Below are 24,296 nucleotides of genomic sequence, written 5' to 3'. Positions count from 1 at the left end.
CTCACCACAGCAGCCCATGCCTACTCGGGCGTATCAATGTGATCCAGAACCCGGTTCGCGGTGATCTCCGCCACCATGATGCTGTTTGAAATGCCCAGCAGGGCGTAGCGTGACTCACCCTCCAGATGATCCACCAACTGATGGACCATCACATCGACCGAGGCCAGCGTCTCGACCAAAAAAATCGCCAGGGTTTCGGCTGTGGCCTCTGGGGCCACGGCAAACAGCTTGCTGGGGTTACGCGCGGTGGCTTTGATATCGGCATTCGATGGAAAGTGGAAGTCGAGGGCGCGTTTGGCGGCCTCATTGAGTTTTTTTGAATCGGGTTCGTACGGGGATATCGGATCGGTGTCCGGCGGATTGGGCGTAGGTTTGATCATGGTGAAACTCCTGATTGTTCATTAGGAACTACCGACATCACTTGCAGATGATGGGTGGCAGCCATGTGCGGGTCTGCAAGACCGGGAAACCAGGAACCCGGCAGATCCGAAGATCTCCCGCACAAAGCCGCCATTTCGCGGACATAAACGAGCGTCCTTTGGCAGGGCTATGCGACTGGTATTCCGGCGGGCTTGCAGACCCGATCACTGATGAGCAGTGACGGGAATCAAGTTACCGAGCGGGCCCAAGGCGCACAAGCCGGCGGATTCTGTCTTACGTGTAGGGAGTGGCGCAAGGCGTTGTAGCCTCTGGATGGTAACGGCAAGCTTCATTTAAACGATCGCGGTTTTTCTTGTTTAAAACGTGCCCCATAGGAGCGTAATGATGTTCACTTAAGCGCGACTCTTCGGTCATGCCTGCCTTTGTGGCGAGCGAGCTGCTTGCGCTGGGCTGCGTAGCGGCCCCAAAATCTGAACAATCGCCGGTTTTTGTGAGTGCTACGCACTCAAGCGGGAGCAAGCTCCTTCGCCACAGGTTTCTCACTGACTCAAGATTCTCTTAAGTGAACAGCATTACCCGTAGGAGCCTCGCAGCAGATCCTGCTCACGCTCACACAACTCCACCACGTAATCCCACAACACCCGCAGCCGCACGGACTTGTGCAGCTCGCGCCGCGTGCTGATCCAATAACTGCGCTGGATGCTTTCATCCGGCAGCAACGGCACCAAGTCCGGATCGGCGCTGGCCATGTAGCACGGCAACACGGCGATCCCCAACCCCGAGCGCGCGGCCTGTTGTTGGGCGATGACGCTGGTGCTGTGGAAGACCACCTGGGGGTTGCGGCAGAAGCTGTTGAGGAACATCAGTTCCTGGCTGAACAGCAAGTCGTCGACGTAGCCGATCCATGCATGCCGACCGAGGTCTTCGCGGCTGCGCAGTGGTGGCGCGCGGTCCAGATAGGCCTGGCTGGCGTAGAGCGCCAGTCGGTAATCGGTGAGTTTTCGAGTGACCAGCATGTCGGCGGCCGGGCGTTCCAGGTGAATGCTGATCTCGGCTTCACGGTTGAGAATGCTGACGAAGCGCGGCACCGCCACCAGCTCCACCTCCAACCCCGGATAGCGTTCGAACAGCCCGTTCATGCGGCTGGCGAGGAACATGATGCCCAGCCCTTCCGTCACCCCGACGCGGATCTTGCCCAGCGGCGCGGATGATTGGGTGATTTCTTCCTGAGCCAGCAGCGCGACGTTTTCCATGGCCTCGGCGTGTTTGAGCAGCGCTTCGCCGGCCGGGGTCAATTCGTAGCCTTGGGTATGCTGGACGAACAGCGCGGTGCCGAGGCTTTTTTCAATGGCTTCGATGTGCCGGGCCACGGTGGCGTGGGTGGTGTTCAAACGGCGAGCGGCGGTGAGCAAGCGGCCGCTGCGCTGCAATTCGAGAAAAAACCGCAGGTCATTCCAGTCGAACATGAACCATCCCTGACGTTATGCCGTTAACGACGCTGTCTAAAAACGCACAGCAGCTGCGCAAAAACTAACATTCTTTTAACGAAAGCTAACAACTAGGATGACCGACAACAAGAACAACAATACGAGGTCAGGGATGCAGACTTCCCTTGATGAATACGACTACATCGTGGTCGGCGCCGGGCCGGCCGGTTGTTTGCTGGCCAATCGATTGTCAGCCAACCCGCAGCATCGCGTGCTGCTGCTCGAAGCCGGCGGCCGCGATAACTACCCGTGGATTCACATTCCCGTCGGTTACCTGTTCTGCATCGGCAACCCGCGCACCGACTGGTGCTTCAAGACCGAAACGCAACCGGGCCTGCAAGGCCGCGCCCTGAGCTACCCACGCGGCAAGGTGCTCGGCGGCTGTTCTTCGATCAACGGCATGATCTACATGCGCGGCCAGGCCGGTGATTACGACGGCTGGGCGGCCGAGGGCAATGCCGGCTGGGGCTGGCAAGACGTTCTGCCCCTGTTCAAACAAAGCGAAAACCACTTTGCCGGCGACTCGGAGTTTCATGGCGCTGCCGGCGAATGGCGGATCGAACGGCAGCGGCTGTCGTGGCCGATCCTCGACGCCTTCCGCACCGCTGCCGAGCAAAGCGGCATTGCCAGCATTGATGACTTCAATCAGGGCGACAACGAAGGCTGCGGCTATTTCCAGGTCAACCAGAAAGCCGGGATCCGCTGGAACGCGGCCAAGGCGTTTCTCAAACCGATCCGCCAGCGCGCCAATCTGACGGTGCTGACCGACGTCGAAGTGGACCGCGTGCAGCTGGAAAACGGCCGTGCCTCAGCAGTCAGCGCACGTTGGCAAGGCCAGGCCAAAACCTTCAAGGCACGCAAGGAAATTGTGCTGTGTGCCGGTTCCGTCGGTTCACCGGGCATCCTTCAGCGTTCCGGAATCGGCCCTCGCCCGCTCCTGCAAAAACTGGGCATCGGCGTTGTCCATGAACTGCCCGGCGTGGGCGGCAACCTGCAGGACCATCTGCAACTGCGGCTGATCTACAAACTGGAAAACGCCCGCACCCTGAACCAGATTGCCGGCACGCTGTGGGGCAAGATGGGCATGGGCCTGCGTTATCTGTATGACCGCAGCGGCCCGCTGTCCATGGCACCGAGCCAACTCGGTGCCTTCGCCCGTTCGGGGCCGGAGCAGACCTCGGCGAACCTCGAATACCACGTGCAACCGTTGTCGCTGGAGCGCTTCGGCGAGCCGCTGCACGCCTTCCCCGCCTTCACTGCGTCGGTCTGCGATCTGCGCCCGCAAAGCCGTGGCCGGATAGACATTCGTTCCGCCGACCCGCGGGAAGCGCCGCTGATTCAGCCCAACTACCTGAGTCATCCCGAAGACTTGCGAGTGGCAGCCGACGCCATCCGCCTGACCCGCCGCATCGTCTCCGCGCCCGCCTTGCAAGCGTTCAAACCGGTCGAGTACCTGCCCGGCGACAGCTTGCAGAGTGAAGAGCAATTGCACGAAGCGGCCGCCCGGATCGGCACGACGATTTTCCACCCGGTGGGCACCTGCCGGATGGGCAACGATGCGCACGCGGTGGTCGACGCCGAGTTGCGTGTTCACGGCATCCCCGGCCTGCGCATCGCCGATGCTTCGATCATGCCGCGCATCACCTCAGGCAACACCTGCTCGCCGACGTTGATGATTGCCGAGAAAGCTGCGCAATTGATCCTCGAAACTACCGCCAACACCCCCACTGTGGGAGCGAGCCTGCTCGCGATGACGGTCTGACATCCAACATCTATGGTGACTGATACACCGCCATCGCGAGCAGGCTCGCTCCCACAAGGGATTGCACTCCAACAGGGATTGCAGCTGATTCGCGAGCATTGAGCATTACCCCTACAAGGAACACGCAACACCAGTGGAACAACAAAAACAATCACTGTGAGGGATACCGATATGTCAGAACATGTTCAGCCCCTGGAAGCCGTCCGCAGCGCCGGCACCAGTCAGGAAACCCAGAAAGTCATCTTCGCCTCGTCCCTCGGGACGGTGTTCGAGTGGTACGACTTTTTCCTCTATGGCGCCCTCGCGGCGGTCATCAGCAAACAGTTCTTCGCCGGGGTCAACGACACCACGGCGTTCATCTTCGCGCTCATGGCCTTCGCCGCCGGCTTCATCGTGCGGCCGTTCGGTGCGCTGGTGTTCGGACGTTTGGGGGACATGATCGGGCGTAAATACACGTTCCTCGCGACCATCGTCCTCATGGGCCTGGCGACGTTCTGCGTCGGTTTGCTGCCGACTTATGCGAGTATCGGCATTGCCGCGCCGATCATCCTCGTGGTGCTGCGCATGCTCCAGGGTCTGGCGCTGGGCGGTGAATACGGCGGCGCGGCCACTTATGTCGCGGAACACGCGCCGATCGGCAAACGCGGTTTCCACACCAGCTGGATTCAGTCCACCGCCACCCTCGGCTTGCTGCTGTCGCTGCTGGTGGTGCTCGGCTGCCGCTACTTCACCGGTGACCAGTTCGAAGTCTGGGGCTGGCGCATTCCGTTTCTGTTTTCAATCGTGCTGCTGGGCATCTCGACCTGGATTCGCTTGAGCCTGCATGAGTCGCCTGCGTTCGTGAAAATGAAAGAAGAAGGCAAGCTCTGCAAGTCGCCGCTGCGCGATTCCTTCGGCAAATGGGACAACCTCAAAGTGGTGCTGATTGCGCTGTTCAGCATCAACGCCGGGCAAGCGGTGACCTTCTACGCAGCGCAGTTCTATGTGCTGTTCTTCCTCACCCAATTCCTGAAAATGGACCCGGCCCTGGCCAACAGTCTGCTGATCGTCAGCGTGATCATTGGCGCACCGTTCTTCATCTTTTTTGGCTGGCTGTCGGACAAGGTCGGGCGCAAACCGGTGCTGATGATCGGCCTGTTGCTGGCCACCGCGCTGTACTTCCCGATCTTCAAGACTCTGGCCCATTACGCCAACCCGGCCATCGACCAGGCCAGCCGCCAGGCACCGATCACCGTGCTGGCCGACCCGGCCACCTGCACCTTCCAGTTCGACCCGGTGGGCAAGGCTAAATTTGATAGCCCGTGCGACAAGGTCAAAACCTTCCTGGTCAAACAAGGCCTGCCCTACAACAGCGAAGCGGCTCCGGCCGGCAGCGCCGTGCAGGTCAGCGTCGGTGAAGTGAAACTTGAAGGCTACGATGAAGCGGCCCTGCGTGGCGCCGTGACCCTGGCTGGGTATCCGTCAAAAGCCGACACCCAGCTGATCAACAAACCGATGATCGTGGCGCTGATCGTGGCGCTGATTATCATCTCCGCCATGTGCTACGGCCCGCTGGCAGCGTTGATGGTCGAACTGTTCCCGACCCGCATTCGCTACACCTCCATGTCCCTGCCCTACCACATCGGCAACGGCTGGTTTGGTGGTTTCCTGCCGACGGTGTCGTTTGCCCTGGTGGTGTACACCGGGGATATTTTCTATGGGCTGTGGTACCCGGTGGTGATTACCGGGGTGAGCCTGGTGGTGGGAATGATCTGTTTGCGTGAGACGAAGAATGTGGATCTGGACAAGAACTGACGGCACGTACCTCTAGCCCAGGCTTACCTGTGGGAGCGGGCTTCCTGTGGCGAGGGAGCTTGCTCCCGCTCGGCTGCGAAGCAGTCGCAAGACGGACACCATGCTCTATCTGAATCCCGTGCGCTGACAGGCTTCGGGGCCGCTACGCGCCCCAGCGGGAGCAAGCTCCCTCGCCACAATGGTACGCGAGACTCTGAATTTCTGTTAACTGGCCGACATTAGGCCAAGCCCCCCACCACAATGCTTTCTGCACCTCAGGTATCAAGCACCTCAAACGTCACTTCTTCAGGATAAAACGCCACATACCCGCGAATCTGCTCAACTGACACCTTCGGGTCCTCATAACTCCACACCGCATTGGCACCTTCATGCCCGGGTATTTGCAGGCTGAAATAGCTGGCATCGCCCTTGTACGGGCAATAGCTGGTGTGGTCGGTGCGGGCGAAATAGTGTTCGGCGATGTCCTCACGAGGGATGTAGTACACCGGAGGATAATTGGCCTCATGCATGACCAGCGCCCGAGTGGATGACGCCACTTGAATGCCATGGAACTTCACCACCACGCAGCCGGGTTGAGGGGCGATGGCGATGGGATTACCGGGACCTGGGACTTTCATGGGATAGCTCCTCTGTTACAACGGCGAAGATCCAAATGGAGCGCAGGCTTGTTCGCGATGGGCAGCATAGCCCTCACACACCTTTACCAGGAACCATCAGGTATAACCCATGTTCCGTCGACGCGACGGTTTCGCAGCCGAACGGGTGCAAGCTTGCTCGCAGAGGTAGTACTGTCGAAATCCCGCTTGGCGTTGGAGTTGAAACCATAGACCGTGTCGTCGGCGCGAGTCTCGAGGTTGGCACCGCCATTGGCACCAGGTTGATCGTGGTGGATTGACCACAGTCATCAACGGCAACAGCTTAAGCTGTACATCCATACAGATAAAGATTGCTCCATCGCTCATCAGCCGCCATTCTGTGCATCTCCCGAACACTGATTGATGATGGTGGTTATGCAGCTGTACCTCTGTGAAAAACCCTCCCAGGCCAAAGACATCGCGGCCGTGCTCGGCGCCAAGCGCCGGGGCGACGGCTGCTGGCTGGGAACGGGTGTCACGGTGACCTGGTGCATCGGCCATCTGCTGGAAACCGCACCGCCGGATGCCTATGACGCGCGTTACAAGCGTTGGGTGCTGGCGGATCTGCCGATCATTCCCGAAAAATGGAAGATGACCGTCAAACCGCGCACGGCCAGCCAGTACAAGGCGGTCAAACGCTTGCTCGGCGAGGCCAGTGAACTGGTGATTGCCACCGACGCCGACCGTGAGGGCGAGATGATCGCCCGGGAACTGGTGGAGCATTGCCGTTATCGCGGGCCGATCCGGCGGCTGTGGCTGTCGGCGCTGGACGATGCATCGATCCGCAAGGCACTGGCGGCGCTCAAGCCGGGGGCCGAGACGTTCAGCCTTTATCATTCGGCATTGGGGCGCTCCCGGGCCGACTGGCTGATCGGGATGAACATGAGTCGGCTGTTCACCCTGCTGGGGCGTCAGTCCGGCTATCAGGGCGTATTGCCGGTCGGTCGGGTGCAGACACCGACCTTGCGCCTGGTGGTGGATCGCGACCGCAGCATTGCCGATTTCGTCCCGGTCGCCTACTGGGCGATCGATGTGCAACTGCTGCACGATGGCACCGCGTTCACCGCCCAATGGCGTGCGTCCTCCGACGCTTGCGACGATCAGGACCGTTGCCTGAATCAGGCGCTGGCGCAAAAAGCGGCTACGGCCATTAGCGGTGCGGCGAGCGCTCGGGTGATCAAACTGCGCACCGAGCGGATGCGCGAAGTCGCGCCTTTACCGTTCGATCTGGGCACGTTGCAGGAAGTCTGTTCAAAGAAGCTCGGGCTCGGTGCTCAGGAAACCCTCGATATTGCCCAGGCGCTGTACGAAACCCACAAAGTCATTACCTACCCGCGTAGCGACTGCGGCTACCTGCCCCTGAGTCAGCACAGCGAAGCCCCGGGTATTCTGGCGGCGCTTCGGCAAGCCGATCCGGCCCTGAACGCCTTGCACGATTACCTGGAGCCCCAGCGCCGCTCACGGGCCTGGAACGATGCCAAGGTCAGCGCTCACCACGGCATCATTCCCACTGCGGCGGCGAAAAACCTCGACCGACTGGTAGGCAAGCAACGGGCGGTCTACACCCTGATTCGTGCGCGTTATCTGGCGCAGTTCCTGCCCAACCATGAGTACGACCGGACCCAGGCCGACTTCGACTGTGCCGGTGAAGCCTTGCGTGCCGTGGGCAAGCAGATTGTCGAGCCCGGCTGGAAACGCGCCTTGCCCGAAGCCCTCGCGCCAGCCAAGGGCCGCGAAGCACCGGCACCACAAACACTGCCGGCATTGGCAGAAGGGCGTGACTGCGCAGTGGCCGACGTGAAGCTCAAGGACCTCTGGACCCAGCCGCCCAAGCCATTCACCGAAGGTGATCTGATCAAGGCGATGAAGAACGTCGCCAAACTGGTGGAAGATCCGCTGCTCAAGCAGAAGCTCAAGGACACCACTGGTATCGGCACCGAAGCCACCCGCGCCTCGATCATCCAGGGCCTGCTGGACCGCGGCTACCTGATCAAGAATGGCAAGGCCCTGGCCGCGACGCCGGCAGCGTTCAGCCTGATCGATGCCGTGCCGCGCGCGATTGCCGACCCCGGAACCACGGCGATCTGGGAACAGGCCCTGGACATGGTGCAGAGCGGTGAAATGAGCCTGGAAGAATTCGTCACCAAACAGGCTGCGTGGATGAGCAAGCAGGTGGCACGTTGCGCCGGCCTGAACCTGACCATCAGCGGGCCGGCAAGCCCGGCCGGGCGTGGCGCCACACCGTGGAAAAACAAACGCAAACCGGCCAAACGCAAGCCCTCGACCGGCACCAAACGCGCGGTGAAACCGGCAAGCAAGGCTTGAGGACAGTTCGAGCGAACCTGAATGGTCTAGTGTTCTTCATGTCCGGCAATAGCCCCCATGCCAGTCAGTCAAGCCCAATCCATGTGGGAGCGAGCCTGCTCGCGAAGGCGACGGCACAGTCAATATTGATGTCGACTGACACACCGCTATCGCGAGCAGGCTCGCTCCCACAGGTTCCGCCCCCTAACTGACAGGCATCAGGCAACAGCCCAGCTTTCTGAAAAGGTACGACCATGACGACAATCAGAAGCCAGCCCTCAATAGAACTGCACGCCGCTCAGCGCGACGAACTGGAAACCATCGAAAACCTGATGCAGTTCTACATCTACGATTTCAGCGAATGGCTGCCCCTGAAACTCGGGGATCATGGCTTCTTCAACATCCAGCCCAAGCTTGATTACTGGCGCAACCCGGCAACCAGGCCGTTTCTGATCAAGGTTGACGGCGAGCTTGCCGGTTTTGTGACCGTGGATAATGAAACCCATACCGTCGGCGCCGAGCACAACATCGGCTACTTTTTTGTCAGTCGACGCTTTCGTGGCCAAGGCGTCGCGAAGTTTGTCGTCTCTGCCCTCTTGAACCGATTCCCCGGTCAATGGCAGATTTTCCACATCGATGCCAACCAGCCTGCACGGCTGTTCTGGGCCAGGGTGATGCCCGATCTCACGGGTGGCGAGTTCACCTTGCATCACCTGTCGATCGACGGTTATCCATGCACCGTTTACCGCTTTAAAAGATCGCAGCCTTCGGCAACTCCTACGGGGCCGGGGTAGGAGCTGCCGAAGGTACGATCTTGGCGATTCTGTGACATCACAGCCCTCCAATCGCTAGCCACACCCGACTTTCTAATTCCAAAACCACTTTGTCCGACAATATGTAGTGAACAAAAATAATCACTACAAAACCGTTGACGCCTCCGGTTTGCCCTTGCATGATGCAGACGTCTCCCCGATCGGGAGTACAGGCAACACGTTTGAGCAAGCTCGTCTGACCGCCGAGCTGTTTTTCCCGGATACACGCTGCCCACAAGGCAGATTGAAGAAGCTGACCTGGCCTGAACGTCCAGTACAAAGGACGAGAAGCGCTGGCGATCAATCCTCATGAAGCTTGTGGCCGACCCTGAAAATGTCGGCAGTGGCCTCCAGGTTTTCGCTGCTTCTCTTCGTTGTGACGCTATTGCGTAGCAGTTATTCAACACGACTACATGCAGCAGACGCGAGACCCCGTCGTATTGACGGTCGACCGCTGACGTCCTGGTTTCGGTGCCAGGGATCAACTAACCGATGGGCTACTTGTATTAGCGAATCAACTTTGAAAGATCACCAAATGGTCAAGGGGCTTACAATGAATCTGAACAATCAACCTACTATCGATGAACTGGCTCGCTTGTTCGCTGCGCAAAAAGACAGCCAGGACAGCCATATTCTGTGGATCAGCAAATCGGGCCAGGTTCATATCGACTGCCTGTCGCCTCATGCCCACGAAGAAGAGTTCGACCAGAACAACCAGAACCTGCTCGCCCGACTGAAGATGTACCGTCGCGGCCAAGGCTATGTCGGCAAGAAAGCCGCGGCCGACAAGGACTTCATCGGTAATGTGCTGCAAACGCTGAAACAAGCGTGGGCATCGATGCAGAACCAGAACGAAGTTCGGGTGATTGATCGGTTGTACTGATCTCTTTCAAAGGGGTCTCCCCCCATAAACAAAAGGCCCCGCTCGTATCATCGAGCGGGGCCTTTTTTTGTTTGTCGCGTATACACCTCTTACTTCGCACTGAGTCAAAAGAACAGAGCTATGGTTAACAGAGCGCTGGACATCGGTTTATTCACTGGAGGTCTGCGATGAAAAGAACCCTGACATTCATGCTACTGGCGTTGGCGGGTGCCGCTCATGCGAACAGCGTTCCCGGCGTTCCTGCCTTTGATGTGGACTGCCCCGGGAAAATCATGGTCCACGCCGACCAGGATGGCCCGGTCTTGATCAACAGCAAAGAAGCCCAGACCAAAATGATCAACGATCGCCTTTTCGAGGCCAAGGGGGCGGACGTAACGATCTCGATCAGCATCGCGGATGACGATTCGGTTGCCGTGACCTATACCAGCAAGAAAGGCGGCAATGGCATCTGCCAGTCCGTGGATGATTGATCTACACGCTGGCGCTGGCGGTCATCACCAGGTTCGCGAACGCCACCGACGCGGCGCTGTGATAATTGTTCTTCCTGCGCAGCAACGCCGCGTCGCGCCGGGGTGCTTCGCCCTGTAATTCAATCCGGCGCAATGCCCGCTCCGCAGTGGCGATGGGTTCAGGGAGGATGGTGGCCATCGGCGCGTGGCGAATGACCTCCAACAGCGTACTCACCGAGTTCACCTCGATCGCCACTTTGGGCGTGATGTTCTGTTGCCGAAAATACCCGTCGATGGAGGATCGGGTAATGAAGTCCGGCGTCAGCAACGCGAACTCCAGCTGCGCCACCTCCTTTGCCGATAGCGGGTTCTGGCGCTCGTACAACGGATGACTGCGCCCGACCATCACGCCCAAGGTCTCGACAAACGCCGGCACGCACTCGATGTCGGGGCTTCTCACCGGGGTAAAGGCGATGGCGATGTCCAGCGAGTCATCGAGCAACCCGGCCTCGATGTCATCCATCGATAACTCGAAAATCTGCAGACGGATGTTCGGAAACTTCGCCACGTAATCGCGCACCAACGGCCCCACCAGATACGCCATGAACGTTGGCGTCATGGCCAATCGCAAAGTGCCGCGAGACAAGTCCTTCACGTCATGCAGCGCGCGTTTCCCCGCTTCAAGCTCCACCAGTACCCGACGGGCACTTTCGATATAGGCCAGTCCCGCATCGGTCGGCTTGACCGTGCGCGAGGTGCGGTCGAACAAGCTCACGCCCAACGTTTCCTCCAGTTGTCGGATCTGCTGGGACAGCGTCGGTTGGGAGACATGCAACGCCTCGGCGGCGCGGGTGAAGCCGCCGTGGTCGGCGACTGCCAGCAAGTAGCGCAAATGTCGAAGCAGCATGGGGGTACACCATCTATAGGCAGGGCTTATGCGAAGCATTGTATATCGGTCTTGGACGCTATGGATCAATCGACCGAAGATGGCTCCACTTTCCAGCCACAACCGATAGGAGTCACATCATGCAACAGTCCCACGCTTACCAGGACCCGAGTCTGGCCCTGACCACTTCGATTCTCGATGCCAAGGCGCGCAAGAATCTGTCCTGGCAGGATCTGACCGACGGCACCGGCCTGGGTCTGGCCTACGTCACCGCCGCCCTGCTCGGCCAACATCCGCTGCCGGAAGCTGCCGCCAAAGTGATTGGCGAGAAACTCGAACTGGACGCCGACGCCGTGGCCCGCCTCCAAATCATTCCGCTGCGCGGCAGCCTCTCGGGCGTCCCGACCGACCCGACCATCTACCGCTTCTACGAAATGATCCAGATCTACGGCACCACGCTCAAAGCCCTGGTTCACGAGCAATTCGGCGACGGCATCATCAGCGCGATCAACTTCAAGCTGGACATGAAGAAAGTTGAAGACCCGGAAGGTGGTTCCCGCGCAGTGATTACTCTGGACGGCAAGTTCCTGCCGCTGCGTCCGTTCTGAAATAGCCCGCACCGACTGATGTCAGTCAGTTAAGAATTTGAACACCGCCCTCCTGTGGGAGCGAGCCTGCTCGCGATAGCGGCGGGTCAGCCAACATTGATGCTGAATGTACCGCCATCGCGAGCAGGCTCGCTCCCACATGGATTGTGCCTAACTGACTGGCATTAACCCCCCCTCATTCATTGCAAGGAAGTCCGCCATGAAAGCGCTCATCGAAGGTTTATTGAAGTTTCAGAACGAAGCCTTTGTACAACGTACCGACCTGTTCAAACACCTGGCCACCACCCAGCATCCCGGCACTTTGTTCATCACCTGTTCCGACAGCCGTGTGGTGCCGGAACTGCTGACCCAGCAAGAGCCCGGCGAACTGTTCGTGGTGCGCAATGCCGGCAATATCGTGCCCTCTTACAGTCCGCATCCCGGCGGCGTGTCGGCCACGGTCGAATATGCGGTCGCGGTATTGGGCGTGACCGACATCGTAATCTGCGGGCATTCGGACTGCGGCGCCATGACCGCCATTGCCCAGTGCAAATGCATGGATCACCTGCCCGCAGTCAGTGGCTGGTTGCAACACGCCGAGTCGGCCAAAGTGATCAATGACTCCCGCCCTCACGCCAGCGACGCAGCCAAGGTGAATTCGATGGTCCGGGAAAACGTTATCGCCCAACTGGCAAATATCCAGACTCACCCGAGCGTGCGTCTGGCCCAGGAAAAAGGCCTGCTGAATCTGCATGGTTGGGTGTATGACATCGAGACCGGTTCGGTCGATGCTCTGGATGCCAGCCGTCGCAACTTCGTGTCGCTGGCCGAGCACCCGGACACCTGTGCGGTGTATGGTCAAGCGGTCGAAGCCGCCTGAAGTCTTCACCCGCCCGAGCTGCGCCAGGCTTGGTGCAGCATGACAAAATGGGCACGCGCGCGACTACACCCGCCGACCGGGAATGTGACACTCACAAGATCGCCACTGTCATTTATCGTCCATCTTTGTAGACGATTGTGACCGACGCTCGGAGGACTCTTCGGCGTTGGGCGCTTCTGGAAAACTGCCCGGCGTGAACACGTGAGTGAGCAATTCGCTGGCGTCGATGTCGACAACACCGTGAACCGAACGGGCCAGAGCAACAGCATGCTCACACTGCCTGTGAGTGTTGACGCGGCCGCTCAATGCCACCCTGCCCGCATGGGTTTTGACATGGACATGCAGGCCAAGGGTTGAGTCGGCCAATGCCAGGGCCGACTTCACCCTGGTGGTAATCCACGCGTCGTGAACGACCGATTCCAGATCATGAGAGTAATGTTGAAAGGAATGAAGTTTCATGGCGCAACCCTCCCTCACGTAATCAGATGCGCCGCCCGCCCCACCGCAGACACGGACACACATTAATTATAGTGCGGCCGTTGCCTGCAGTCGGGGGGCTGTCCCTGATGCCGGTAAGTTAAGCCGCGCAAACTTGTGGGAGCGAGCCTGCTCGCGATGACGGGGGCACCTTCAGCATCAATGTTGCCTGACCCGCCGCTATCGCGAGCAGGCTCGCTCCCACAGGACTGCGGTGTTCAAGCCCTTAACTACCGATGCCGGCTGTTCTGGAGTGCCGTTTCAGCGTTTGACCGACAGATCCGTCTGCGTCATGCGGCTACGGATGGTGAACACGCCATCCCCCGAGAGAATCGCGCTGCGCGCAAACAGGCGCCCACTCTCCCAGTTCGAAAGCCCCAGTTCCGGCTTGTTCAGCGCGTACTGCCCGTCGACCCAGCGGGTAATCCCGTTGCCGACAAAAGGCGCGTTGACCGCGTTGTAGAAACGCTCCTGCGCCGGGGCATCTTCACTGATCAGCGACACGGTGAATTGCGGGCTGTAGCGGTTGAACAAAGCGATGGCCTGGTCCAGGTCGTCGACGATCTTCAGGCTGACTTCCGGGGTTTCTTCCCATTCCCACTCGCGGCCCAATTGATCCTCGGGCAGCGGTTCGGCCAACGCTTCGGTCTGATAGCCTTCGGCGCGGTACACCTCGACGCTCGCGGTTTGCCAATCAGTTGGCAAATGCTGCTCGCTACCCTCGACGATATGCAACTTGCAGCCCTGGCCCCGAGCGGTGCCGGCCTGTTGCAGGGCGTCGAGAAACAGCGGCACCAGCTCGGCGGCGCGGTCGCGGTGGATCAGGCAAACGTTCAGGGTGTTGCAGACTTTGCGGTCCAGCGAGTTGCGCACCACAGCGGCAAAGCGCTGGGCATCGGCGTCCTTGTCGGCGATCAGCCACGCGCCACCGGTGCCGTGCAGGCTGACCGCGGTGCCGGCCTGTTGCGCGATGCTGCCCAACTGACTGACCGCACGCCCCGACCCGCGGGCCACAGCTAGCGACAAGCGCCTATCGGCGAACATCGCCCAACCGGCGGCGTGATTGACGCTTTCCACCAGCGAAACTGCTCCGGTCGGCAATCCGGCATCAGCCAATGCAGGATTCAATGCATGGGTGACGATGGCCTGGGCGGTGCCCAGCGCATCGCTGCCAATGCGCAGCACCGCGGTGTTACCGGTGCGCAATACCCCGGCGGCGTCGGCAAAGACATTTGGCCGGCCTTCGAACACGAACGCGACGATGCCCAGCGGCGACACCACTTGCTCGACTTTCCAGCCGTCATGCTCGACACAACTCACGACCTTGCCACGGGTGGCCGGTGCATCGCGCCAGGCGCGCAGGCCGGCGATCATGTCGCCGCGCATGCGTTCATCGGCGAGCAACCGCGTGGTGGAGCGCCCGCGCGCCTTGGCCCGCTCGATGTCGGCCAGGTTGGCAGCCGCAATCAAGGCCCAGCATTCCGGGGTTTCCAGACGTTGAGCAAAGTGATCGAAGAACTCGCTGATGGCGTGATCCGAGACACCGGACATCGCAGCAAAAGCCGCTTCTGCGCGCTCGATGGCGACCGCCGCCGCTTGCTGGTCCGCTACCGGGATCAGCAACAATTCGCCGCTGACCTGCTCCACCAGCAGATGGTCGCCGGGCTGAAAGCGCGCCGCCAGTTCGGGGCTGACGACAGTGACACGATTACCGGCAAAAGGGATTGGCGTGCCAGCGACTAGACGTTCGAGCGCAAGAGACATGAAACGGTTTCACCATGCAGGAGAGCGGCCAGAAAATGTATAGGAAAATCCGTGGAGCGTCATTCCCTGGGGCGTGGTGGCGGTTACTTTTTCGCAAGTCGAAATACATCTTGCTCCAGGCGATTGCTCCCCTGTTTGCGCCACCCGGCATTCGCGTCATAGACCACCAGCAGCAAGGGCTCTTCTACGCCCGCGGTGCTGACAAAGGTCAGTCCTTCGGCATGATCGCAGCCTTTATCCTCTCCTTGTCCGTAAGGAACCTCCAGGACCGGCGTCAATTGTTCGCTGAAGACAAAACTTTCGTCTGTTGGCCTGGCGCCGTCGTGCCATCGAAATAAGCTGACAGGCCCGTCGAGGTTCATCGTCGGCCCGGCCAGGATCAACATGTCGTCACCATCGATGCATAAGTCCCTGACGCCGAGTCCATCCAGCTGGAGAAAATGCTTTCGATATTTGCGCCCCTTGGGCCCGATTTTTTTCAGCGTCAGTGTGTGAGCAGCATCTGGATGGTCTTCGGGTTCGACCTCCAGAACAATGGTCCAGCCCCGCAACACCGGCCCTCGCAACCCGATAAAAACACGCTTGCCGTTGATCTCGAGGCCTTCGGTATCGAACCCGTTGTCCTTGCCGGGAATGTGCAGAAATGCCCCCACATGCTCGTCGTCCTTGAGCTCATCGAGCAATTCGTTACCCAGTTGATTGCCGGCCAATTGGGCGGCAACTCGATCATCGCCGGCGGTACTCTTCACCAAAGTGAACGTCCCGTTTTCTTCGACCACCGGAATCCGGGCCAGGAGAAAACGATTGCCATCGCTGCTGACGGTTGCCAGACGCTCGGCGTTTTTCTTCAGGGACTTGCTGTTGTCGGGTTGTTTCCGTTTCAGGCTGTGAGACCCCACAACCCAGAGATACCCCGTGTCGCGGTCGTAGCTCATGCCTTCCAGGTCTGCTTCAACGAATTCTTTGCCAATCGTCGGGATGACCGGCAGGGCTAACAGGGACGCCAACGAGAACTGTTTGTGCTGGTCAAACAGAAATTCGCCCGCACCGGCAGGCTCACGCAGGGTGAGGCGCTCCAGGCTCAAGGATTCATCATTGGCGACCCACAGGGTATTGCCTATCTGGACCACGGCAGACAACCCTTTGCGCAAATGAGCGCCCGGGTCATTGAAGACTAGAAGCGCGGAACCGAATTTCACCATGAAGTCACCCGCTCCTTCACCCGTTCGGGTGAGTCAAAGAATGCCTGCTTCACGGTAGCGGTCATCGGGCGCTAGTCAAGACTGGTCATCAGAACACCGACCAGCCAATCCGCTGACTCAACAATTCCAGCGCGGCCATGCCAGCGAGGGAGTTGCCGGCAGCGTTCAATTCCGGAGACCAGACGCACACCGTGAATTGCCCCGGCACTACTGCGACAATCCCGCCACCCACACCGCTCTTGCCTGGCAGGCCGACGCGATAGGCAAAGTTGCCCGCTTCGTCGTACAACCCGCTGGTGGCCATGATCGAGTTGACTTGCTGGGTCTGGCGGGCGCTGAGGATCTGGGCGCCGCTGTGTTTGCAGAAACCGTCGTTGGCCAGAAAGCAGAACGTGCGGGCCAGATCCACGCAACTCATGCGCAGCGCGCAATGGCTGAAGTAGCTGCGCAGCACGGCTTCGACGTCGTTATGAAAGTTGCCGAACGACTGCATCAGATAAGCCATGGCCGCGTTGCGCGCGCGGTGCTGATATTCCGACTCGGCGACTTTGCCGTCCACCATGACATTCGGGTTACCAGACAAACGCCGGACAAAATCGCGCATCGACAACGCCGGCGCGGCAAAACGTGACTGGTTGATGTCGCAGATCACCAGCGCACCGGCGTTGATGAAAGGATTGCGCGGGCGCCCGCGCTCGAATTCAAGCTGCACCAGCGAGTTGAACGGCTGACCGGAAGGCTCGTGGCCAAGGCGCTCCCAAATCGCTTCGCCGGAATGGTCGATGGCCTGCACCAGGCTGAATACCTTGGAGATACTCTGCACCGAGAACGGCGTGTCGGCGTCTCCGGCACAAAACAACTCGCCGTCATTGCCATACACGGCAATGCCCAACTGATTGGACGGCACGGTGCCGAGGGCGGGAATGTAGTCAGCCACTTTGCCCTGACCGATCAACGGTCGGACTGCGTCAAGGATCTCGTTCAACAGCGCTTGCATGCCGGGTTCCGAAGTCTCGCCCCATAGGATTGCGGGGACACTGTCGCTAGACGCTGCTGGTCGGTGCTGAATCACAGTTTTGTATGGGAATGTATCTGTCGCGGCCCCGGATACATGAACTTGCACCGGGCGACCTTTCGGACATACCCCCCACACACCGGGTTGAAAAACTCCTGCTGTCCGCTGACCACCGGCAAAACCAGGTCGGCCCTTGCTCAGGAGTGTTGTCATGCTGACCCAAGTTCCCCGTTACCACGGCTGGTCGCTGTTTGGCCTGCTGTCCTTGCTGGTGCTGTTGATGACCGGCCTGATTCTGTTGCTGAACCCGGACCTGGTGGAAGCCACCCGCAGCGCCATTCGCGCCACGGCACGCACTTCGTTTGCACTGTTTCTCGCTGCGTTTACTGCGTCCGCTTTGGCCGTGCTGGTGCCCTCGCCTTTCACCCGATCGTTGGTGCGCGAGCGACGCTTCATCGGCCTGGCCTTTGCATTTTCCCATCTGGTCCACGCCGTCCTGATCTACAGCTACGGCCAACTGAATCCCGAGTTCTGGCCCAGCCGCACCACGGTCGGCAACATTCCGGGCTCGGTTGGTTATCTGTTCATCCTGTTGATGGCGCTGACCTCGTTCAAAACCACGGCGCGGCTGATCGGCCCCAAACCCTGGAAAGCCCTGCACCTCAGCGGCATGTGGGTACTCGCAGCGGTGTTCACCTATTCCAACTTCAAACGCATCCCCATGAGTGCCTGGTACGTCCTGCCGTTCGGTTTGATGTTTTCGGCGATCGTCATTCGGCTGCTGGGCAAGATTGCGTTGAAGTACAAACGGTCGGCCAGGAGTGCGCTATTGGCCGAGTGAAATCCCTGGAACACCACAATCCCCTGTGGGAGCGAGCCTGCTCGCGAAGAGGCCACAACAGTCGATATCAATGTTGACTGTCAGCCAGCTATCGCGAGCAGGCTCGCTCCCACAATAAATCCCTGGAGCTCAAGCCCATGAACACCTCTCTCTCGTCGGCCATCAAAGGCCTGCACCTGAACCTCGACCGCGCCGGCAGCTGGATCGCGCCCCTGACCTTGCGGGTGTTTCTGGCCTGGGAGTTTTTCGAGTCAGGCCTGGAAAAATGGAACGGCCAGAACTGGTTCGCCGACATCCAGAGCAGCTTCCCGTTTCCCTTCAACCACGTGCCGGCCACGCTGAACTGGGAACTGTCGATGTGGGCCGAACTGATCTGCGCCCTCGCCTTGCTGGTGGGTCTGGGAACGCGGGTTTCGGCGGTTATTCTGACCGTGGTCACGATCGTTGCGACCGCTGCCGTTCACTGGCCGGCCGATTGGTCTACATTGAGTGAACTTGCCCAGGGTTATGCCATCAGCAATAAAGGCCATGGCAACTTCAAACTGCCGCTGATCTACCTCGCAGCCCTCATGCCGTTGTTGCTCTCGGGGGCCGGCAAACTCAGCGTGGACGCGCTGTTGGCTCGATACTTCTGGCGGCGCAGTCTCCGCTGATACGCCAGCGTCTCGATAACCCACCCAACTTATGTAAAGGAGCCATCATGAGCGTGACCACCCAATGGATCGAGATCACCAGCGCCGAAGGCACATTCGGCGCTTACCTGGCCATTCCCCACACCCTTAAAGGTCCGGGGATTGTGCTGATTCAGGAAATCTTCGGCGTCAACGAGCACATCCGCTCGGTCGCCGAGCAATACGCCGCCGACGGCTACCTGGTCATCGCGCCGGATCTGTTCTGGCGCAACGGCCACCGTATCGAACTGGGTTACGACGAAGCCGGCTGGAAACGCGCCGTCGAGCTGATGAACGCCACCGACACCACCAAGGCCCAGGCCGACATCAAACTGGCCATCGACGCCCTGAAAGCGCAGCCGGGGCTGGACGGCAGAATCGCGTCGATCGGTTTCTGCTTCGGCGGCATGCTGTCGTACAACACCGCGGCCAACGGTTTCGTCGACGTGGCGATCGCCTACTACGGCGGCGGCATTCAGAACCAACTGGATCGGGCCGGTGAAATCAAGGTGCCGATGCTGATGCACTTCGGTGAACAGGACAGCCACATCCCCATCGACGCCGTGAAGCAAATCGCCGAGCGTTTCGAGTTCAATGACGACGTCGATATCGAGGTTTATCCGGGAGCCGAACATGGCTTCAACTGCTCACACCGTGACAGCTACAACCAGCGGGCGGCGGTCGAGGCACATGGCAATACGTTGCTCTTTTTGAGTCAGAACCTTTAAGGCCTGATCGCTGGGGTTGGCGACATAAACAATCGGTGAGCATTCAATCCCGGAAACCAGCATGGACAACCTCTCAAAACCCAGATCGGCCTCACTGCGCATTCCCTCCACGGTCTGGGCCCTGGGTTTTGTCAGCCTGTTCATGGACCTGTCTTCAGAACTGGTACACAGCCTGCTGCCGGTGTTTCTGGTCACAACCCTGGGCGCCAGCGCGTTGACCGTTGGGGTGATCGAGGGCATCGCCGAGGCGACTGCGATGCTGACCAAGATCTTCTCCGGCGCCATCAGCGACTTCATCGGCCGGCGCAAAGGCCTGCTGTTGATGGGCTACGGTCTGGCCGCCTTGACGAAGCCGCTCTTTCCCCTCGCGCACTCGGTGGATGTGGTGTTCACCGCGCGTTTTCTGGATCGCATCGGCAAAGGTATTCGTGGCGCGCCGCGAGATGCGCTGGTTGCCGATATCGCGCCCGCCGAAATCCGTGGCGCCTGCTTCGGCTTGCGCCAGTCGATGGACACCGTGGGCGCCATTCTGGGTCCGATTCTGGCCATCGTGCTGATGCTTTGGCTCGGGCAGATCCATCTGGTGTTGTGGTTCGCGGTGATCCCGGCGGTGATATCGGTGGCGCTGATTGTCGGCGGGGTAAAAGAACCGACCGCTGCCGCTGGCGAACACACCTTTCGCTCACCTATCCACTGGAAGGTTCTGCGGGATTTTTCCCGTGGTTACTGGTGGGTGGTGGTCGTCGGCGGCCTCTTCACGTTGGCCCGTTTCAGCGAAGCCTTTCTGGTATTGAAGGCGCAACAAACAGGCCTGACGGCAACCTGGGTGCCGATGGTGATGGTGGTCATGTCGCTGCTCTATGCCGTGTCCGCCTACCCTGCCGGCTGGTTGTCCGACCGGATCAGCCGCACCAAAATACTGTGTATCGGCATAGTCCTGTTGATCCTGGCAGACCTGTTATTGGCACAAGCGGATTCGATCATGACCATGCTGGCGGGCGTGGCCCTGTGGGGCCTGCACATGGGCTTCAGCCAAGGAATTCTCGCAACGCTGATCGCCGACACCGCGCCCGAACATCTCAGGGGCACGGCATTCGGTCTGTTCAATCTGAGCAGCGGCGTGTGCCTGTTGATCGCCAGTGTGCTCGCCGGCGCGCTGTGGGAGACCTCAGGCTCGGCCAGCACCTTCATCGTCGGGGCGGTGCTGGCGGCGGCGGCGCTGCTGTTGCTACTGTTTCGAAAGCCTTAGCCCACCGCAACTGCGAACACGATCGCCTGAACTATCCATTGGCGACTGCCAGGATTGAGCCAACCAACATGAGCGCCAAACCTGTTAATAGTGCGGTCAGCCGTTCACACTGACGTGTTAAGCGCCACCGCTGCGCGGATCAGCGCCTTCAACGCTTGCTCATCAATTCTCTCGCCCTCATGAATATCGATGGCACGTCGGGTGTTGCCGTCGAGGCTGGCGTTGAACAGACCTGAAGGATCCTCCAGCGAGGCACCCTTGGCGAAGGTCATCTTCACGGCATTCTTGTACGTCTCACCGGTGCAGATGATGCCGGCATGCGACCACACCGGAACCCCTCTCCACTTCAACTCCTCGACCACGTCGGGGTCTGCCTGCTTGATAAGCGCCCGAACCCGAGCGAGCGTCTCACCCCGCCAGTCACTCAGCGCCTGGATTTTCGCCTCAATCAGCTCAGAGGCAGAGCCTCCCTCCTCGTCTTCCTTTGTGTCGATCTTCTTCATGATGGTTGTCACTCCTATGAGGGGTTATCAACGCCTTAGCTTCAAGCCAAAGCGCTGGCATCGGCTTCATGCTCGTCCGCGAAGGCCATGAGCACCTCCAGATCGAGCACATCCAGCTTGATCTGGGCGATAAAGGCCGAGAAGGCAAGATTGGCGGCGAGCCGACGCAGATCGGCGGCCCAGGCCGGGACATGAACCGGCCCCTGGAGCCAGCCGGACTCGAAGAGCGGAGCCAAACGAACGGTATCCCCCAGGCTGAGGCGCCCGGCAAACAGATGACCCACCAGTTCTGGCCGGTTGTCGCGGATCGCGATACGCAGCAGGGTATGGACGCCGAGCAAACCGGTCAGGTAGGCGGCATCCTTGGTGAACGCCGAACCACCGCGCAGGTCGGCGCCGCGAAAAACCCGCTGTGTCGAGCGGAAGGACTCCTCTTGCGACTGGCCGGCCGCGAGAAAACCTTCGAATACCTGGATGAAATCGGCGCCATCCAGCGCCTGCTGGACTGCAAGCACGCGCAGGGCGAGGCGGCGCAGGCGGTTGATGTCCATGCTGCCGGTGAACAGCTCGGCCAGGGTGGCAATGCCCTCCTGAGTCTGGGTGGTGCGTGGCGCCCCCAGACCCAGGCTTTTCAGGTTGGGTTGGAGCGCGCCGTTTTGTGCCGTGGCGACATGCACGAAAGCCTCATGCTGCAATAACTGGCTCTTGTCCAGCTCCGAAAACAGGGCGCTGGCACGCAGACGGATGCGGCTCGACCCGGCGATGGCCTTGGCGGCCAGAGTGGGATCAAGCACGACCGTGATCCGGCCCGGGCCGAAGAAGCCATCCAGTTCCGGCTGCATCCAGGCAGCGAAGGCCTCAGCCGGAATCTCCGCCGGGCTCGGTGGAATCCGGGCACCGCCCAGCAGGGCATCGGTGGTCTTGAGAAAGAATTGGGCCGCGTCCAGCATGCTCAGTTTCTGGCTCGGGTAATAGAAGTCCGGGCGCCGGTACAACGCTGACGAATACTGAGTGAAAGCAGGTGTGCCAATGGCACCCAGCATGCGCCCGGCCGTGGCATAACTGCGCGCCGTCATGGCGAGGTAGCGCCCGGCCGGATGCCCCTCATCGCAGCGGTCGGTAAAGGCTTCCAGGGCGGCGATGTCCGCGCTGTGCGCGCGCGGGCGCAGTTCGACCCTGGGCAGTTCTGCATGCCCGGCGCGCCAACGCGCCAGGAATACTTCCTCGACCCCATCCGGCCAGGCCAGGGCATCCAGTACGCGGATCTTGCGGGCCAAACCGGGCAAAGCGGCATCGAGTTCGGACAGGGCAGCGGCGCTCACAGAACTCTCCTTGGGAGACGACGGTCAGTGCAAAAAGTCTAGTCGTTGTTGAAGCGTGGCGTTGCAACAGGTCGAGTCTTAACCAGGCTTTCCGCTGGATTCATGGTCTTGGCCATCTCGGCACGGCCCAGTTGCGATTGACTGAGAATGCACGGCTTTGCTCGAACGAAAGACCAGGCAGCTCGCCGCCACTAGCACCCATGCCGCAATACCGCCATACAGCATCACCCAGCCAAATCCATGGGCCAGCGCTGCGTTGGCCACATCGACCGGAATCGTAGTGCCTTGGCCAGTCTGCGCCAACACAGCGGAGTTGCCGGCTGAAATGTTCTCCGCCAGCAACCTCAGTTGCACATCATCGGAGGAGCCAGATAACTGCTCGCGCAGGGAAGACAGGATGCCTTCCACCAGGATGAACCCCATCAGCGCGATATTGATTGCAAGGCTGATCATACGAGCACTGATATCGATGCCCGATGCCATGCCGGCACGTTCACTGGGCACCGATCCGGTAGTGGTATTGGTAACAGGCGTATTGGTCAGCCCCAGTCCGATCCCGGCGATCAGGCAGCCAGGAAGCATCGTCAACCAGCTGGCATGCGTGACACTGCTGCCCCATTTCATCAGCAGGAACCCCAGACCTATGGTGAACAAGCCTGCGGGAATCACCACGTCAGGTCGATAGCGCAGCGCCAGCCGCTCGCCCAACGGAGGGATAACCAGCGTCGGCAGCGTATACGCCAGCAGTGCCAAACCAGTGCCGACACTGGCGTAGCCCAGGCTATTTTGAAAGTACAGAGGCAGGTAGATCATGAATGGCCAGAAGCTGAAGTTCATGCCTGCCGACCCTAGCAAGGCACCCGAGAAACGGCGGATGCGAAATACAGAGAAGTCGAACATGGGATCGACATAGCGTCGCTGTGCGATGACAAAGACAATGAAGCTGACCATTGCTACAACCAGGCTGGCGATGGCCGAACCACTGGAGAAGCCCAGCCCCGCTCCCTGAGTGATGAACCAGGAAAGACCCAACACCGCCAGCGATAACGAAATAATGCCCAACACATCCAGCCTGCGGCGCTGCGGATCACGTGACTCATCGACACCGACGAGCACCAGCACCAGCGCAAGCACGGCAATGGGCGCATGCACCAGGAACACCCATTCCCAACTCGACAACGCCACGATAGCTGCGCCGATAATCGGACCGAACCCCAGACCGATGCCGAACACGATCCCCCAGGCACTGAACGCTTTGCCGCGCGCAGCTCCCGACTGGAATCGGTGAGACAGTACTGCCACCTGACAAATCAGCATGGCACCACCGGACATGCCTTGCAGAAATCGGCTTGCGATCAACACGCTGGTGCTTTGCGCCCATCCACAGCTCAGAGAGGTCATGCCGAAAAGCAGCAGGCTAATGACAAACACTCGCTTGCGCCCATACCGATCCGCCAGTGTGCCGGTGGCCATCAGCACCGTGGTGCAGGCGATGGTGTAGGCATTCATGATCCACTGCATATCTTTGAAATCGCTGCGCAGAACCGATTCAAGTGTGGGCAAGATTGCCGGCACGCTCGAGATTTCCAGGCCGAACATCAGCGAGGCCAAGCAAACGGCGGCTATTGTGAAAACATCCTTTTGCGAAGAAGAGAACTGCATCG

Annotated in this window: 23 protein-coding genes and 1 pseudogene; 12 read left to right on the top strand and 12 right to left on the bottom strand. The window is 59.8% G+C overall.

The window, feature by feature from the left end; genetic code table 11:
• Positions 1-20: 20 nt before the first annotated feature.
• Positions 21-380 (bottom strand): DUF6124 family protein, encoded by a 360-nt coding sequence (locus BK662_RS23425; protein WP_123359785.1) that lies wholly within the window; start codon positions 378-380, stop codon positions 21-23.
• A 573-nt stretch (positions 381-953) separates the two neighbouring features.
• Positions 954-1,847, bottom strand: a complete 894-nt coding sequence (locus BK662_RS23420; protein WP_123359786.1) for a LysR family transcriptional regulator — start codon at positions 1,845-1,847, stop codon at positions 954-956.
• Between the two features lie 133 nt (positions 1,848-1,980).
• On the opposite strand from BK662_RS23420, the gene BK662_RS23415 reads away from it, so the two are divergent.
• Together BK662_RS23415 and BK662_RS23410 are read left to right on the top strand one after the other, a co-directional pair.
• Positions 1,981-3,630, top strand: a complete 1,650-nt coding sequence (locus BK662_RS23415; protein ID WP_123359787.1) for a GMC family oxidoreductase — start codon at positions 1,981-1,983, stop codon at positions 3,628-3,630.
• A gap of 171 nt (positions 3,631-3,801) precedes the next feature.
• On the top strand, positions 3,802-5,424 hold the full coding sequence (locus BK662_RS23410) for an MFS transporter (RefSeq protein ID WP_123359788.1): 1,623 nt from the start codon (positions 3,802-3,804) through the stop codon (positions 5,422-5,424).
• 254 nt (positions 5,425-5,678) lie between these two features.
• Here the strand turns inward: BK662_RS23410 and BK662_RS23405 are convergent, their stop codons facing one another.
• Positions 5,679-6,041: a DUF427 domain-containing protein gene (locus BK662_RS23405; RefSeq protein WP_123359789.1), complete on the bottom strand. Its 363-nt coding sequence runs from the start codon at positions 6,039-6,041 to the stop codon at positions 5,679-5,681.
• A gap of 155 nt (positions 6,042-6,196) precedes the next feature.
• Positions 6,197-6,286, bottom strand: a pseudogene (locus tag BK662_RS23400) (M10 family metallopeptidase C-terminal domain-containing protein); the annotation flags it as partial.
• A gap of 148 nt (positions 6,287-6,434) precedes the next feature.
• Between BK662_RS23400 and BK662_RS23395 the strand changes: the two are divergent.
• The 4 genes from BK662_RS23395 (at position 6,435) to BK662_RS23375 (ending at position 10,528) form a co-directional block, all read left to right on the top strand.
• Positions 6,435-8,384, top strand: a complete 1,950-nt coding sequence (locus tag BK662_RS23395; protein WP_123359790.1) for a DNA topoisomerase III — start codon at positions 6,435-6,437, stop codon at positions 8,382-8,384.
• Positions 8,385-8,617: 233 nt separating this feature from the next.
• The gene (locus tag BK662_RS23390; RefSeq protein WP_123359791.1) at positions 8,618-9,157 is read left to right on the top strand and encodes a GNAT family N-acetyltransferase; all 540 of its coding nucleotides are present in this window, start codon (positions 8,618-8,620) and stop codon (positions 9,155-9,157) included.
• A gap of 571 nt (positions 9,158-9,728) precedes the next feature.
• On the top strand, positions 9,729-10,058 hold the full coding sequence (locus BK662_RS23380; protein ID WP_052962958.1) for a hypothetical protein: 330 nt from the start codon (positions 9,729-9,731) through the stop codon (positions 10,056-10,058).
• Between the two features lie 167 nt (positions 10,059-10,225).
• Positions 10,226-10,528 (top strand): hypothetical protein, encoded by a 303-nt coding sequence (locus tag BK662_RS23375; protein WP_123359793.1) that lies wholly within the window; start codon positions 10,226-10,228, stop codon positions 10,526-10,528.
• A 1-nt stretch (position 10,529) separates the two neighbouring features.
• Here BK662_RS23375 and cynR read toward each other — a convergent pair whose 3' ends face one another.
• Positions 10,530-11,414, bottom strand: coding sequence for a transcriptional regulator CynR (gene cynR / locus BK662_RS23370; RefSeq protein WP_123359794.1), 885 nt, complete (start codon positions 11,412-11,414; stop codon positions 10,530-10,532).
• Between the two features lie 119 nt (positions 11,415-11,533).
• Between cynR and cynS the strand changes: the two genes are divergently transcribed.
• Complete coding sequence (cynS, locus tag BK662_RS23365) at positions 11,534-12,001, top strand: cyanase (protein ID WP_030130783.1); 468 nt, start codon at positions 11,534-11,536, stop codon at positions 11,999-12,001.
• A gap of 199 nt (positions 12,002-12,200) precedes the next feature.
• Positions 12,201-12,860, top strand: a complete 660-nt coding sequence (locus tag BK662_RS23360; protein ID WP_123359795.1) for a carbonic anhydrase — start codon at positions 12,201-12,203, stop codon at positions 12,858-12,860.
• A 108-nt stretch (positions 12,861-12,968) separates the two neighbouring features.
• On the opposite strand, the gene BK662_RS23355 is transcribed toward BK662_RS23360, so the two are convergent.
• The 4 genes from BK662_RS23355 to glsB form a co-directional block, all read right to left on the bottom strand.
• Entirely contained in the window at positions 12,969-13,319 is a 351-nt protein-coding gene (locus tag BK662_RS23355) for a BON domain-containing protein (RefSeq protein WP_123359796.1), read from the bottom strand.
• Between the two features lie 279 nt (positions 13,320-13,598).
• Positions 13,599-15,101 (bottom strand): aldehyde dehydrogenase family protein, encoded by a 1,503-nt coding sequence (locus BK662_RS23350; protein ID WP_123359797.1) that lies wholly within the window; start codon positions 15,099-15,101, stop codon positions 13,599-13,601.
• Positions 15,102-15,184: 83 nt separating this feature from the next.
• A complete protein-coding gene (locus tag BK662_RS23345; protein ID WP_123359798.1) occupies positions 15,185-16,303 on the bottom strand; it encodes a DUF3616 domain-containing protein in 1,119 nt (372 codons plus the stop codon).
• Positions 16,304-16,391: 88 nt separating this feature from the next.
• A complete protein-coding gene (glsB, locus tag BK662_RS23340) occupies positions 16,392-17,300 on the bottom strand; it encodes a glutaminase B (protein ID WP_052962965.1) in 909 nt (302 codons plus the stop codon).
• Between the two features lie 229 nt (positions 17,301-17,529).
• On the opposite strand from glsB, the gene BK662_RS23335 reads away from it, so the two are divergent.
• The 4 genes from BK662_RS23335 (at position 17,530) to BK662_RS23320 (ending at position 20,807) form a co-directional block, all read left to right on the top strand.
• The gene (locus BK662_RS23335) at positions 17,530-18,159 is read left to right on the top strand and encodes a ferric reductase-like transmembrane domain-containing protein (RefSeq protein ID WP_123359799.1); all 630 of its coding nucleotides are present in this window, start codon (positions 17,530-17,532) and stop codon (positions 18,157-18,159) included.
• A 137-nt stretch (positions 18,160-18,296) separates the two neighbouring features.
• Positions 18,297-18,812, top strand: a complete 516-nt coding sequence (locus BK662_RS23330) for an HvfX family Cu-binding RiPP maturation protein (RefSeq protein WP_123359800.1) — start codon at positions 18,297-18,299, stop codon at positions 18,810-18,812.
• A 47-nt stretch (positions 18,813-18,859) separates the two neighbouring features.
• The gene (locus BK662_RS23325) at positions 18,860-19,558 is read left to right on the top strand and encodes a dienelactone hydrolase family protein (RefSeq protein ID WP_123359801.1); all 699 of its coding nucleotides are present in this window, start codon (positions 18,860-18,862) and stop codon (positions 19,556-19,558) included.
• A gap of 61 nt (positions 19,559-19,619) precedes the next feature.
• Positions 19,620-20,807, top strand: coding sequence for an MFS transporter (locus BK662_RS23320; RefSeq protein WP_123359802.1), 1,188 nt, complete (start codon positions 19,620-19,622; stop codon positions 20,805-20,807).
• Positions 20,808-20,911: 104 nt separating this feature from the next.
• Here BK662_RS23320 and BK662_RS23315 read toward each other — a convergent pair whose 3' ends face one another.
• The 3 genes from BK662_RS23315 to BK662_RS23305 form a co-directional block, all read right to left on the bottom strand.
• Positions 20,912-21,310 (bottom strand): DUF1801 domain-containing protein, encoded by a 399-nt coding sequence (locus tag BK662_RS23315; RefSeq protein WP_123359803.1) that lies wholly within the window; start codon positions 21,308-21,310, stop codon positions 20,912-20,914.
• Between the two features lie 41 nt (positions 21,311-21,351).
• Positions 21,352-22,632, bottom strand: coding sequence for a peptidase MATCAP family protein (locus tag BK662_RS23310; RefSeq protein ID WP_123359804.1), 1,281 nt, complete (start codon positions 22,630-22,632; stop codon positions 21,352-21,354).
• 78 nt (positions 22,633-22,710) lie between these two features.
• Positions 22,711-24,294 (bottom strand): MFS transporter, encoded by a 1,584-nt coding sequence (locus BK662_RS23305; RefSeq protein ID WP_123359805.1) that lies wholly within the window; start codon positions 24,292-24,294, stop codon positions 22,711-22,713.
• Positions 24,295-24,296: the final 2 nt, after the last annotated feature.

Source organism: Pseudomonas frederiksbergensis (genome assembly GCF_003732275.1).
GTDB classification, from domain to species: Bacteria; Pseudomonadota; Gammaproteobacteria; order Pseudomonadales; family Pseudomonadaceae; genus Aquipseudomonas; species Aquipseudomonas frederiksbergensis_H.
Note: the sequence above shows the minus strand (reverse complement) of the source record. Positions and strands in the feature narration are given on the sequence as shown.

Excerpts from the sequence above, each read along its gene's own strand:
- BK662_RS23320 (WP_123359802.1), top strand. The coding sequence starts at position 19,620 with ATGGACAACCTCTCAAAACCCAGATCGGCCTCACTGCGCATTCCCTCC.
- BK662_RS23360 (WP_123359795.1), top strand. The coding sequence starts at position 12,201 with ATGAAAGCGCTCATCGAAGGTTTATTGAAGTTTCAGAACGAAGCCTTT.
- BK662_RS23415 (WP_123359787.1), top strand. The coding sequence starts at position 1,981 with ATGCAGACTTCCCTTGATGAATACGACTACATCGTGGTCGGCGCCGGG.
- BK662_RS23330 (WP_123359800.1), top strand. The coding sequence starts at position 18,297 with ATGAACACCTCTCTCTCGTCGGCCATCAAAGGCCTGCACCTGAACCTC.
- BK662_RS23325 (WP_123359801.1), top strand. The coding sequence starts at position 18,860 with ATGAGCGTGACCACCCAATGGATCGAGATCACCAGCGCCGAAGGCACA.
- BK662_RS23380 (WP_052962958.1), top strand. The coding sequence starts at position 9,729 with ATGAATCTGAACAATCAACCTACTATCGATGAACTGGCTCGCTTGTTC.
- cynR (WP_123359794.1), bottom strand. The coding sequence starts at position 11,414 with ATGCTGCTTCGACATTTGCGCTACTTGCTGGCAGTCGCCGACCACGGC.
- BK662_RS23405 (WP_123359789.1), bottom strand. The coding sequence starts at position 6,041 with ATGAAAGTCCCAGGTCCCGGTAATCCCATCGCCATCGCCCCTCAACCC.
- BK662_RS23410 (WP_123359788.1), top strand. The coding sequence starts at position 3,802 with ATGTCAGAACATGTTCAGCCCCTGGAAGCCGTCCGCAGCGCCGGCACC.
- BK662_RS23305 (WP_123359805.1), bottom strand. The coding sequence starts at position 24,294 with ATGCAGTTCTCTTCTTCGCAAAAGGATGTTTTCACAATAGCCGCCGTT.
- BK662_RS23390 (WP_123359791.1), top strand. The coding sequence starts at position 8,618 with ATGACGACAATCAGAAGCCAGCCCTCAATAGAACTGCACGCCGCTCAG.
- BK662_RS23350 (WP_123359797.1), bottom strand. The coding sequence starts at position 15,101 with ATGTCTCTTGCGCTCGAACGTCTAGTCGCTGGCACGCCAATCCCTTTT.
- BK662_RS23395 (WP_123359790.1), top strand. The coding sequence starts at position 6,435 with ATGCAGCTGTACCTCTGTGAAAAACCCTCCCAGGCCAAAGACATCGCG.
- BK662_RS23335 (WP_123359799.1), top strand. The coding sequence starts at position 17,530 with ATGCTGACCCAAGTTCCCCGTTACCACGGCTGGTCGCTGTTTGGCCTG.
- BK662_RS23345 (WP_123359798.1), bottom strand. The coding sequence starts at position 16,303 with ATGGTGAAATTCGGTTCCGCGCTTCTAGTCTTCAATGACCCGGGCGCT.
- glsB (WP_052962965.1), bottom strand. The coding sequence starts at position 17,300 with ATGCAAGCGCTGTTGAACGAGATCCTTGACGCAGTCCGACCGTTGATC.
- BK662_RS23425 (WP_123359785.1), bottom strand. The coding sequence starts at position 380 with ATGATCAAACCTACGCCCAATCCGCCGGACACCGATCCGATATCCCCG.
- BK662_RS23420 (WP_123359786.1), bottom strand. The coding sequence starts at position 1,847 with ATGTTCGACTGGAATGACCTGCGGTTTTTTCTCGAATTGCAGCGCAGC.
- BK662_RS23355 (WP_123359796.1), bottom strand. The coding sequence starts at position 13,319 with ATGAAACTTCATTCCTTTCAACATTACTCTCATGATCTGGAATCGGTC.
- cynS (WP_030130783.1), top strand. The coding sequence starts at position 11,534 with ATGCAACAGTCCCACGCTTACCAGGACCCGAGTCTGGCCCTGACCACT.
- BK662_RS23315 (WP_123359803.1), bottom strand. The coding sequence starts at position 21,310 with ATGAAGAAGATCGACACAAAGGAAGACGAGGAGGGAGGCTCTGCCTCT.
- BK662_RS23375 (WP_123359793.1), top strand. The coding sequence starts at position 10,226 with ATGAAAAGAACCCTGACATTCATGCTACTGGCGTTGGCGGGTGCCGCT.